This is a genomic window from Rosettibacter primus, from assembly GCF_036860675.1.
Classification (GTDB): Bacteria; Bacteroidota; Ignavibacteria; order Ignavibacteriales; family Melioribacteraceae; genus Rosettibacter; species Rosettibacter primus.
Window position 1 is genome coordinate 50,939 of record NZ_JAYKGK010000014.1, and the last position, 12,459, is coordinate 63,397.

At 29.8% G+C, this 12,459-nt stretch carries 8 protein-coding genes; all 8 read right to left on the minus strand.

Annotated elements, in window-relative coordinates; genetic code table 11:
- Nucleotides 1-28: 28 nt before the first annotated feature.
- The 8 genes from VJY32_RS13530 to VJY32_RS13565 all read right to left on the minus strand — a co-directional run bounded on the left by VJY32_RS13530 (nt 29) and on the right by VJY32_RS13565 (nt 12,379).
- Nucleotides 29-3,604, minus strand: coding sequence for a pectinesterase family protein (locus VJY32_RS13530; protein ID WP_353678464.1), 3,576 nt, complete (start codon nt 3,602-3,604; stop codon nt 29-31).
- Nucleotides 3,605-3,760: 156 nt separating this feature from the next.
- Nucleotides 3,761-4,552 (minus strand): LytR/AlgR family response regulator transcription factor, encoded by a 792-nt coding sequence (locus VJY32_RS13535; protein WP_353678465.1) that lies wholly within the window; start codon nt 4,550-4,552, stop codon nt 3,761-3,763.
- 2 nt (nt 4,553-4,554) lie between these two features.
- The gene (locus tag VJY32_RS13540; RefSeq protein ID WP_353678466.1) at nt 4,555-5,421 is read right to left on the minus strand and encodes a histidine kinase; all 867 of its coding nucleotides are present in this window, start codon (nt 5,419-5,421) and stop codon (nt 4,555-4,557) included.
- 186 nt (nt 5,422-5,607) lie between these two features.
- Entirely contained in the window at nt 5,608-6,714 is a 1,107-nt protein-coding gene (locus VJY32_RS13545) for a sensor histidine kinase (protein WP_353678467.1), read from the minus strand.
- Nucleotides 6,714-7,646, minus strand: a complete 933-nt coding sequence (locus VJY32_RS13550; protein WP_353678468.1) for a serine hydrolase domain-containing protein — start codon at nt 7,644-7,646, stop codon at nt 6,714-6,716. Before VJY32_RS13550 ends, VJY32_RS13545 begins: the two co-directional genes overlap by 1 nt.
- Before the next feature lie 100 nt (nt 7,647-7,746).
- Entirely contained in the window at nt 7,747-8,175 is a 429-nt protein-coding gene (locus tag VJY32_RS13555; protein WP_353678469.1) for a heme-binding domain-containing protein, read from the minus strand.
- A 98-nt stretch (nt 8,176-8,273) separates the two neighbouring features.
- Nucleotides 8,274-11,666 (minus strand): transcription-repair coupling factor, encoded by a 3,393-nt coding sequence (mfd, locus tag VJY32_RS13560; RefSeq protein ID WP_353678470.1) that lies wholly within the window; start codon nt 11,664-11,666, stop codon nt 8,274-8,276.
- Between the two features lie 275 nt (nt 11,667-11,941).
- Nucleotides 11,942-12,379, minus strand: a complete 438-nt coding sequence (locus tag VJY32_RS13565) for a lipocalin-like domain-containing protein (RefSeq protein ID WP_353678471.1) — start codon at nt 12,377-12,379, stop codon at nt 11,942-11,944.
- Nucleotides 12,380-12,459 lie beyond the last annotated feature (80 nt).

A 12,459-nucleotide genomic window follows, 5' to 3' on the forward strand; every position in this document is an offset into this window, starting at 1 on the left:
TATTTGAACAGCCCTTAAGATGAGATTTTTACTTTAATAAAATCATTTTTTTTGCTTTTACAAAATCATCTGTTATAAGTTGATAGAAATAAACCCCGCTTGTTAGCATTGATGCATTGAATTGAATCTTATAGTATCCAGGATTTTGAAATTCATCAACAAGTGTAGCAACTTTTTGACCTACAATATTATAAACAATAAGTTTAACTTTCCCTGCTTTTGGCAATGTATAATTGATTGTGGTAGATGGATTAAAAGGATTAGGATAATTTTGAGATAAAGAATAATCAGCAGGAATTTCTTTAATATTAACTTCTCTTTCTTCTACAGAAGTGATAATATCTGGCATCCAATTGTATCCAAAATTTGGATTCGTATTTTTAGAGAAAATATTCTGAAGTGTATACTCTTTGGCTTCTTCATCAGTTAATTGTCTTGATATCGAAGTTAATCTTTTTGAAATATCAGAACCTGGTCCATAGCATTTATATTCTGCATAGAGTGCTGGAGTAACATTCCATGTTGACCATCCAGCTGGATTAAGAGATGCAGGTTCATAACAATTTATAAATACTGTTCTTGGTTTTGCTTGCCATGGTCTTCCAAGAAAAAAAGATGTTATTCTTCTGCCATCAAAACCAATTGAGTCGGCTGTAATTTTACAATCTCTGAACACATAACCAAATTTTGATTCTGCATCAGTGCTTGCAGCAGTTAATGTTCCTCCTTCTCTATTAATATGAATTTCACATGAATCAAATACAACTATATCTCTTCCGAAAATAAAATCAACTGAACCTTCAATGTAACAATTTTTCATATAAATTCTTCCAGCACCTCTGCCGCCCCATGTATAATAAGTATCCTGATAACCAAGAAGGCGACAATTAAAATACTGCTGTCTATCACCATTAACTCTTAATGCAACTGCTTGTTCACTGCTTCCGTGAGTTCCATCATTTTTAATTGTATTCTGGAAAGTAATATTCATTGCAGTAAAATCATCAGCATCAATAGCAACACTGTAAGAGCCTGAGGTTCCCAAGTTATTTTTGCCGGCATAATCATCATATGTAAGTATTGTACTATCTCTGTCCTCACCTTTTAATATTACATTTGTTTTAGTAGATGACAAAAGTAATTTTTCGTAATAAACTCCTTTTTTAACATAAATTGTATATGGTCCTGTATAATAATCCGGAACATCATTAAACGCTGCTTGTACAGATGTGTAATCCCCTGTTCCATCTTTTGCAACCACTTTTGTTACAGGGGGCATCATTTCTTGAGTTTTAAATGAAAATTCTTCTCCATATCCAGTTCCTTTACTATTTGTGGCATATGCACGAACATAATAAGTTGTATTGGGTTCTAATGGATATAAAATACTGGTAAATTTTCCTAATCCTTTTTCATTTTCAGTTTTAAAATCATTAATTGTAGGATTTCCTGTTTTATTCCAGCAAACACCTCTTACAATTACAGTATCACCACCCCAGCTTATAACTTCTCCTCCGCTTACTGCTGTTTTAGCTAAAATACTTGTTACAATATTTGTAGTAACAATAGGAACCGTCAGTGAATCAAGAGTAGAAAATTCTATCTGTTCACCATAAGAAATTCCAGCATCATTAATAGCGTAAGCACGAACAAAATATTTTGTACCTGGAGTTAATCCTGTCATTTTACTCTTGAAAGTACCAGAACCGCTCCCGTCATTAGTTTTATTATCTGATATTGTTGGACTTCCAGTAGTATTCCAGCAAACACCCCTTGAGGTAACAATTGCACCTCCATCATTTGGAATATTTCCGCCACTTGTTGCAAAAGTAGTTGAAATATCTGTCACGGCATTAGTAATTACAGCTGGGGGGTCTGCTGTAACACCAAGAACATTTCCAATTATTTGAACACTATCTACAGCAATTAATTTTGCCCATCCTTCTGCTTTTGTATTATGCGGATAAATTCTCAAATAGAATTTTTCTCCTGTATTAACTGTTTCTTCAAGCTTTGCACCATACTTATCAACTTTGTTCCCAACTAAAGAAGTATCTTTTATCAATAATGTTTTTGTTGCAAAAGTAGAATCTTTAGAATAATACACTGCTGCTCTTAAATTACTTGAAAACCATCCTCCCATATATAGAGAAACAGAATCAACATAAAAAGTTCCACCGTGTTTTGGTTTAGCGGTATACTGTATATAAAGTGTGTCTGTTGGATTAGGTTCAGCATACCATGCCTTCGAAACAGTTTGAATTGCACCGCATTTCAAATTATTACCTTTTGTATCCTGTAATTGAGTTGTTCCATAAAATTTCATAGTTGGACTGTATTTAACAGGTTCTGCTAAAATTGGTCCAGTAGTTTCATATTCTTCACCTGTTTCATAAGGCCACAAAACCTTTGATGCAACTGGACTGCCTTCAACTTCGCCCGCAATTACAATATTCTGCAGACACAAATATTTTCCTGTAGACACTGTTGAACTTTCGTGCCATGGGTAAAATCTCAAGTAAAATGTTTCACCTGATTTTACTGCAATGTTCTGGTCAAATTCAAAATGCTCTAATGCATTTGGATTTAGATAATTATGACCTGTCTGGTCACTTGTTTGATAAATCAACTTAATTGCATTGCTAAAATCTGCCTTTGTAGAAATCCATACATTAGCTTTAAATGTACTTGAGCTTTTTGCACCAATATCAAAAGAAATTTTATTAACATAAAGGGTATAACCTGATTTTGGAGATACTGAAAATTGAACATAGACAGAATCAATCTGGTCTGTCAATCCTGCAGGCCAAGTATTATTTGTTCCAGCCATTCTAATTCTCTGGCTGTTGTTTGGTCCGGTATATTGATTTATTTCAGTATTCTTGAAAAATTCATCCTGAGCTACAATTTGTCCAGTCGTAATTACTGAAAAACCTGTTCCTCCATCAGCAGGATTTGTCAAAGGCCATGTTGCAGATGTTTGATAAGTTTTCCCTTTTGTTGTTCCCCAAATTTTAACATCTTGAATATAAAGATATTTAGATGTTGAAGGTGAACCTTCATACCATGGATAAATTCTTACAAAAAGTGTATCACCATTATTCACCTGTGCATTGATTTTAAAAGCATACAATGAATCATTATTATTCCCAAGTATTAATGGATTGGAATTTAATTTCTGGGCATTAACAAAAGATGATCCAATTGAATACCAAATATTGACTCTCATATAACTTGTTCCACCGCCACCAAGCCACAATGAAATTGAATCTGCATGAAAACTATTTCCGGTTTTTGGCATTAAAGAAAATTGAACATAACGAGTTTCGACTTGACCAGTTTCATTTCCCCACGATATTGGATTAGTCCCATCAAATGGCCACCATCTTTGATTTGTGCCTAGTGGACCTGCATTAGTGCCGGTATAACTTCTTACAACAAAATTAGAACTTCCGATTTGAGGAAATCCAATTAAGTTACCTTGGACAACAGAAACTTTTTGACTATCGGGTGGAATACATTTCCACTCAACAAATGCTTTGTTTTGTGAATATAGATAATTCGTTAAAATAAGAAGAATAAACAACAATAGAATTTTCTTCATTGATGCCTCCGTTTATTGAATTATAATTTTCTTCATCTAAGCAAAGAAATTATGCCGTAATTAAATCTATGACGGATTTTTAGCATTTAGAATAAAATTTCTATGAGTTGAGTAATTTTTCGATAAGCAGCAATTTTGAAAGGATAAGCTGAGGCATTAAAATATGTTTCCAGATAATTTTCGAAAATTTTCCTTATAAGTTCTGCTCATTTTTAATTTCGTTCCATCTTTAAGAAACAATTCATAATCACCATGTTCATTTGATTTCAACTTTTCTACTTTTTCAATATTAACAATTGATGAGCGGTGAATTCTAATGAAAACTTCCGGGTTTAATTTATTCTCCAGGGAACTTAATGAATCATGCAAAAGAAATTTCTCATCTTTAACATGAAGATAAACATAATCTCCCTGAGCTTCTATCCAGTCAATTTCTGAAACAGGAATAATTTTAATTATATTTTTGTTTTTTACAGATATTCTGTTAATAAACTTACCCTCTTCAATATTTTTTTCTTTATTTGAAATTAAATTTAGATATTCATCTGCAAGTGCTTTTAGTTTTTCAGAATATAATTTTAATCTTCGGTTTTCTATTTCACTCATTGCAAAATTTATTGCTTTATTTAAACGATTTTTATCAATTGGCTTTAATAAGTAATCAACTGCATGAAATTCAAAAGCTTTAAGAGCATACTTGTCATAAGCAGTCACAAAAATTATCATAGGAATATTATCACTATTAAGATTTTTGAGAACTTCAAAACCATTCATCCCAGGCATTTGAATGTCAAGAAAAACTAAGTCAGGAGAAAATTTATTAATTTTTTCTACAGCTTCTATGCCAGAACTGCATTCAGCAACTATTGTAATTTCATCATAATCTTTCAAACGAATTTTTAGACCTTCTCTTGCATGTGGTTCATCGTCAATAATTATTGTTCGCACTTTCAAGCAATCACCTGCTCCATTTTTAGAATTTTTTTGGTACTCAGAATAATCGAATAACTATTTCCATTTTCAATTAGATAAACATTATCATTTTCTTTTATAAAATTATGAAGCATTTTTATTTCTTCATATTCAATACCTGCATTAAAAAAAATATTAAGAACTATAAATAATTCATTATTCGTTTCCTTAGCAGTTAATTCAACACAAATATCTTGGCTGATTATATTCAATAAATTTTTTACAATAAATAAAATTGAGAAAGATGAAATCATAAACTCATAAAGAGAATTATCTATTTTGTTTTTCAATTCTATTTTTTTCTTGGAGATTATTCTTTCTACTGATAAATATTTTTCTACAATATCAATTTCATCTTTAAGTGAAATAAAATCTTTTTCATTATAAAGTGATATTCTCAAAAAATCACTTATTGCTGTCAGTAAATTGTCTGCTTGACTGGTTTGTCGGTCTTTTACTAATTCTGAAATTTTTTCCAAAGATTTGTAAAGGAATGAAGGATTAATTTTACTTTTAAGTTCCTGCAGTCTTGCCAAAGATAATTTTTCTTTCAACTGATAACTAATCAGCTCATTTTCTTTTAATTGATTTTTATATTTAATCAAATAAAAACCAAGATAAAATAAAATTATCATTACAATATCAAGCCACACAAGTGGATTATTAAACATAAATTGATAAAAACTGTTATAGCTTTTTCGAATTAGAAACAAATTCTCTGAAGCATAAAAAAGAAGCTGATGAATTACAATCAAAGAAAAAATAACCAGAATATCTTTCGATATCTTAAATAAAATATTTTTATTTTGACTATTTACCAGAATTAAAATAATTAAAGCAATCACTATGAAATACCAGTTGTAAATCAATTTAGTAAATAATAAAAGCAAAAAAGGATTTATGGTTTTCCGGTAAATAAAATAGTTTTGCAATGAATTTACCAAACCCACAAAACTCAGCACGATAAAAAGTGAAATAAACAATTTGAGGTCAATTATTTTTTTCAATTGTATCAACACTTCACGCTGATTTTACATTTTTTTAATTATGGGTATTTTCATCAAAACCTTTAATCCGCCAAGATTTGATTTCATCAGTTCGAAATCATATTTGTTTTCATAATAATATTCAAGCTGCTTTCTGATGATTTTTAATCCTAATCCTTTTTCAATTTTATTATCATCAATTCCTTTCCCATTATCTTCTACAGAAATCACCAGATGATTATTTTCTTCAATAATATTTATTTGAATAATCCCACTTTCAGGATTTTTTGCAATTCCATGACGAACTGAGTTTTCAACCAGCGGCTGAAGAATAAAATTCGGTATTAACACATTTTCAATGCTTATATAATTGTTAATTTCAAAGGAAAGTTTTTCGCCAAATCTCAATTTTTCAATTTCAAGATAATTCTTTACAAATTCTAATTCTTCGCTTATTGATATAAGTGAATTGTTATTCTCTTTAATTGACCTTGAAAGTAATTCTTTTATGCTATTTATCAATCTTAATGTTGTTTGCCTGTCCTCTTTCAATATCAAGGTTGAAAGTGTATTAAATGTGTTAAATAAAAAATGCGGGTGAATTTGACTTCGCAATATATTTATTTGTGTTTCTGTGATACTGTTATTTAACTGAGATAATTTTATTTCTTCTTTTTTATTTCCTTCGATATTTTCTACTACATCAATCCCTATTTCTATGATAAAATAAATAACAATATCAACCCACAACCACTGATTTCGAAGAATCCTTCTATAAATCAATGTTTCAATATCGAGATAATCAAGTATAAGATTTATTACAACTGCAGATACAATTTGATGAATGCTAACGAGTATCAGGGGTGCAATAAAATAAAGAATAAAGTAATCAAGAAATTTATTTTTATTATACTTTTTTACTATCATAAAAATTAATGGCGCAATAAAAAACCAGTATAGCCAGTAAAAAATATTGAATGGAATATGCCACAATAAGCTATAATGTTGATTGGAATTATGTTCAATTATAAAATAATGTTGAAGTGCTACTGTTAGAGCTATAAATAGCAAAGCAACAAAAAGTATTAATTGCAAATGATAATAACTGCTTTTCTTATTAAAATAAATATTCTTAAAAGCTAATGAATGCATTATAAATTTCTAATTAAATGCTTTTCAATCAATTCAAAAATAATATAGGTTGATTTAGCAACATTCCATTTTGAAGTATTGACAATTACTAAATTTAATGCAGGGATAACAATTAAAAATTGACCACCCCATCCTGCAGCGAGATATGAATTATACTTCCCAAATTTTCTTGTATGCCAGTGATACCCATAACCGCCAATCTGAGAAAAACCATCAAAGTATTTTTTTGTCGATTTATCAATCCACTGCCTGCTAATAATATTTTTACTTTTCCATCTTCCATCATTTAGCATCATTAAACCTATTTTTGCGAGGTCTTTGGGTTTAAGCCATAGTTCAGAATTACCTCGTTCATTTCCATCTGAAGCTTTTTCCCACTTTACTTCTTCAATGCTTAGAGGTTTAAATAAATTCATCTTTGCATATTCAAGTGAATTTACACCAGAACATTTTTTTACGATGCCAGACAACAAATGTGAAAGTCCACTGTTATAATTCCAAATTTCACCCGGTTTGTTTTTTAATGGAACTTTTTCAATCAAGTATTTATTTGGGTCTTTCGAATTATCCCATCCACTTCGCCATTTGCCCCCAAAATTATTCCATTCAAAACCTGCGCTCATTGTTAATAGATGACGGATTGTAATTTCTTTTTTCTTTTCATCAGTAACTTTATCAAAGAGTTCGGGCATTATCTCAATTAGTTTCTGATTTTCATGTTTAATCATCCCTTTTTCAATTGCAATTCCAATTAAAAGTGATGTTACACTTTTGGTTACAGACTTAAGATTGGCAAGTTTCGTCTCATTAAAGCCATTATAATATTTTTCGAAAAGAAGTTCATCATCTTTGTATATCAATAAACTATGTGTAACAGGATTTGTTTTATTATAATTTATTAATAACGAATCAACTTTTAGAATATTTTGCATAAGGTTTCCATCAGTTTGCTGAGAACTCTTTTGGGTTTCAAGTAAATTGTATACCAACAAGAAAAGCATAATGAAATAATTAAAAAAGTAATTGAACATTTTATTTACCAGATGCCCATTTTCTTATTTTTTCTTTTTTTGTAAAATCCATTTTGGAATTTGGATGTAAATAAGTATAAACAGGTAATGGCATATCTTCTTTTTCAACTTCTTCTAAGATTTCTTTTTTTAATTTGAGTTTTTTTACTTCATCATATTTTCCCCATTCAGAAAAATTAAGTTTTTCTCTTCCCTCCTTTACATCATCAATTATTAAAAAAGAAATCGGCGCAACATAGCTGTACCAGGGCCATTTAGTTTCATTAGAATGACAATCATAACAAGAAGTCTTTAATATACTTTTTATATCATCCGGGACAATAATTTCTGCCGTAACTGGTGGATTTGTTTTTTCTTCTTGTGCAAATTGAAGACCAATTAAAAATCCAGTAAGAAATCCGAGAATAATTTTGATAATTTTTTTAATCATAACTATATCCTTATTAAAAAATTTATAACATTCAATAAGTTAAAAATTTTGTTATAATTCAAAAAAACATTATTTATTCTCAACAAAGATCAACCCTTTTAATTAACTGGGTTTAACTTTTCTTCAGAAATTATATTTGTCATTTGTTTACATAGTTCAATCAAAAATTCAAGTATTTTTTCCGGTTCATCTGAGTTATTTATAATTTCAAGTTTGAGTGTTTCATTTTGCTGAATAAATTTTATTGACTTAGAGTAATTGTCATAAATAAAATTCAGCAATGGAATAAATTTATTCTGATAATAATCTTCTCGATTTCCCTTTGGCAAAATAATAATTGTTTTTTTTCTTTGAATAATAATTCTTTCGAGCAGAGCAAAAGAAGCATAAAAACGAAGTGATGCTACAAGCATTAATCTTTCAACTACTTGAGGAAGTTTTCCAAATCTATCAATCATTTCTTCTTTTATTTCTTCAACTTCATCTATTTTCAACATAGAGAATAATGCGGTGTAAAAACCAAGTCTATCAGACTGGTCAGGCATATAATTTTGAGGGATTCCGATTTCAAAGAATGAATCAATTGTTGGTTCAGACCTTTCGATTTGTTTAGGCAAATCTTTGAAAACTTCTCTGAATTCACTTTGTCGAAGTTCCTCAACAGCTTCGTCAACTAATTTCAAATACATATCGAAGCCCACGGAATCGATAAACCCACTTTGTTCTGTACCAAGCAAATTACCCGCACCGCGAATTTCAAGGTCTCTCATTGAAATATTAAATCCTTCTCCTAAATCTGTATATTCCTCTATTGCTTGCAATCGTTTCACTGCTTTTTTAGTAACAGAATCAATAGAAGGAACAAGCAAATATGCATAAGCTTGTTTATCACTTCTTCCAACTCTTCCGCGAAGTTGATGAAGTTCTGCAAGTCCAAATCTATCTGCACGATTGATAATTATTGTATTAACGCTTGGAATATCAATTCCTGATTCAATTATTTTTGTAGAGATGAGAACATCAAATCTTTTATTCAAAAAATCATGAATTACTTTTTCCAGTTGTGATGCTTTCATCTGCCCGTGAGCAATTCCAATTTTAACTTCTGGAACATGCTTTTGAACATAAGCTGCAATTTTATCTATTGATTGAATTCTATCATGAATAAAGTAAACCTGGCCACCTCTATTTACTTCAAACAAAATCCATTGACGAATTTTAAAAATATCAAATGTATCTACCTTAGTATAAATTGGCTGACGATTTGGAGGCGGAGTTGCAATAATTGATAAATCACGAGCTCCTAACAAAGAAAGATTTAATGTCCTTGGGATTGGTGTTGCAGTTAAAGTAAGCGTATCTACATTTGCTTTGAACGAACGAAGTTTTTCTTTTGCCATTACACCAAATCGATGCTCTTCATCAATAATTAAAAGTCCTAAATCTTTGAACTGAACATCATTTGATAATAATCTATGGGTTCCAATTATTATATCAATTTCTCCTTTGGCAAGTTTTTCAATAATTTCTTTTTGTTCTTTTGGAGAACGAAATCTTGAAAGCATTTCAATTCTAACAGGAAATTGTGCAAGTCTGTCTTTAAAAGTATTAAAATGTTGCTCTGCAAGAATTGTAGTTGGAACAAGAAGAGCTGCCTGTTTACTATCGTTAACTGCTTTAAATGCGGCACGGACTGCAATTTCTGTTTTTCCAAAACCTACATCTCCACATACAAGTCTATCCATTGGATTTTCACTTTCCATATCATTTTTTACTTCTTCTGTTACACGCATCTGGTCAGGAGTATCTTCATAAAAGAATGAAGCCTCAAGTTCTTTTTGCCATATTGTATCAGGACTAAAAGCAAAGCCTTTTGTTAATTTTCTTTTTGCATATAATGTAATTAACTCCCGTGCTGCATCTTTAATTTTTGATTTAACTTTTTTCTTTGTTCTTGTCCACTCGCCACTTCCAAGTTTTGTAAGTTTTGGTTGAACATTATCTTTCGAAGAAAATTTTTTTACAAGAGAAAGATAATTGAGATTCACATAGACAACATCACCATCAGCATACAAAATTTTTATCGATTCTTGCTCAACATCACCAATTTTTATTGTTTCAAGTCCTGCATATTGTCCAATGCCATAAATTTCATGAACAACAAAGTCTCCTTTTTTTATTGATGCAAAATCCTTAGTTCTGGATTTTTTAAATTTTAGTCTGGCAGGAATTTTTGTGCGATATGGCTTATTAAAAATTTGATAATCTGTTAATACTACAATTTTATCATTTCTTGAAACGAATCCTGCCTTTATTGGGAACGAAATAATTTTGATTTTTCCTTCTTCAATAAAATTGGCAAGTCCTGTATCAAATTCTGTTATTAACTCACTTAATCTTTTACTCTGAAGTTCATTTTCTGCGGTAACAATTATTTTGTTTCCTTTATCTAAATAATTCTTAAGAATTGTAATAAGTAGCTCAAAATTTGAGTTAATAGCCGGAGGTTCCGATAATTCCAGGTTTAATTTATTATTATAAATATTCAGTGTATCTTCAATTACCCAGCGTGCATTTTGATTAAATAAATTTTCTAAATAAATTACTTTTGATTCTATTTCATTCTTAAATGTATCAAAAATTTTTTTTTGAGAATTTATCGATTTACTTTCAAAAAGTTCTTCTATTAAATCTTCATCGAGGTCATTATTTCCAATTACGTTTTCAATTGGTTCTTTATCCAAAGAACAATTAGTTAGCTCTTTTAATTTATAATCTGTTGCAAATACAACTGGATTATTCAAATATGAAAAAATATTTTCAGTAAATATCAATGAATCATTTAATAATGGAGCAATTGTAACAAAATCAACTTTTGTAGTTGAGCGTTGACTTTCGGGGTCAAAGTGACGAATGGACTCAATAAAATCTCCATCAAATTCTAAGCGGCATGGATGTTTTTCGCTGTAAGACCAGAAATCAATAATTGAACCTCTTATAGCAAAGTCTCCCTGTTTATCTACAAACCTTTCCTGATTATAATTTAATAGATTAAGATATTCTATAACTTCATTATAAGAGATATTACTTCCTGTTGTAATTTGAGTAATATTATCTTTAAATGATTTATTTGAAGGAAATTTATGAGTTAATAATTCATAAACAGAAATCAAAATAAAATTTTCTCGTGTTGTTAAATCTGTTAATTTTTCCTGAACAGATTCTGTATCAAATTCATCTATTACAACAATTTTATCACCCAAACCAAGCAGGTCGAGCTCAACTCTTGATTCATTTAATGATTGTAAATCCTCACACAATAGAAAAATTTGTTTTTCTTTGTTGAATAAATGTGCAACAAAAAGATTTCGGGAGGAGCCTGCAAAATTTGAAACGAAAAGCTGTGCTCCGGGATTTAATTCGACTATATTTTTTTTCAGTGATTCAAAAAATGAAAACGAGCTTTTGAATGTTTCATAAACTGATTTCATAATGTCCATTAATAATTTTAAAATACATAATAATTCCTCTCCTCAAATAGAGACTGTGTGAAAATATCAATTGTAATGCAAGATTTAGCTCGCTTATTACAAAAAATAATAATTTACAGTATGGTTTAGCGAAATAAATTTCGTTTTACAATTTTCACACAATCTCAAATAATGAGAGTGAATTAAAATAATGAACACCAACAATATTCGAATTCGTTATTGTTGGTGTTCAGATAGATTTATATTTCAAAATTATGCAGAAAAAAAATTAAGAATTATTGTTTTGTAAATTCCATAATTACACGCATATTTCCCATACCGGTAATGCCAAGCTCACTTAAATCCATTTGTAATGTAATTCTAAGCTTATTGCCTGAAATTTCATAATCAAATGTTTGAGTATCGCCTGAACTGCTTTTCATAGTTATTTTTCCATTTGAAATACTCCATGTTCCTGTATCTGTATCAGATCCTTCTGCATCTGTAAAAGTAACTTCAAATGTGTGGTCACTTTTCATTTTGAATGTTGCGCTAATACCTGCCTGTTGTGGAGTAATTTCCATATTCCCGTAATCAGGCAAAATAAGTTTTGTTAATACCCATGTTCCTACAATATCATTTTCAGGACTAACTGGATTATCATCTTTATTGCATGCAGACACAAAAATTACTAAAGTAATTAAATATAATGTAAAAAGTTTTTTTCTTATCATTGCTCACCTCATTTATTAGTTAAATTCTTAATTCCGACATAGAAAAATAAAAGGGACTGTTTAAAGAGCTAAAAAAGGGA

Bases quoted from the DNA above. Each gene is read 5' to 3' on its own strand.
- VJY32_RS13530 (WP_353678464.1), bottom strand. From the start codon at position 3,604: ATGAAGAAAATTCTATTGTTGTTTATTCTTCTTATTTTAACGAATTAT.
- VJY32_RS13545 (WP_353678467.1), bottom strand. From the start codon at position 6,714: ATGCATTCATTAGCTTTTAAGAATATTTATTTTAATAAGAAAAGCAGT.
- VJY32_RS13550 (WP_353678468.1), bottom strand. From the start codon at position 7,646: ATGCAAAATATTCTAAAAGTTGATTCGTTATTAATAAATTATAATAAA.
- VJY32_RS13555 (WP_353678469.1), bottom strand. From the start codon at position 8,175: ATGATTAAAAAAATTATCAAAATTATTCTCGGATTTCTTACTGGATTT.
- mfd (WP_353678470.1), bottom strand. From the start codon at position 11,666: ATGAAATCAGTTTATGAAACATTCAAAAGCTCGTTTTCATTTTTTGAA.
- VJY32_RS13565 (WP_353678471.1), bottom strand. From the start codon at position 12,379: ATGATAAGAAAAAAACTTTTTACATTATATTTAATTACTTTAGTAATT.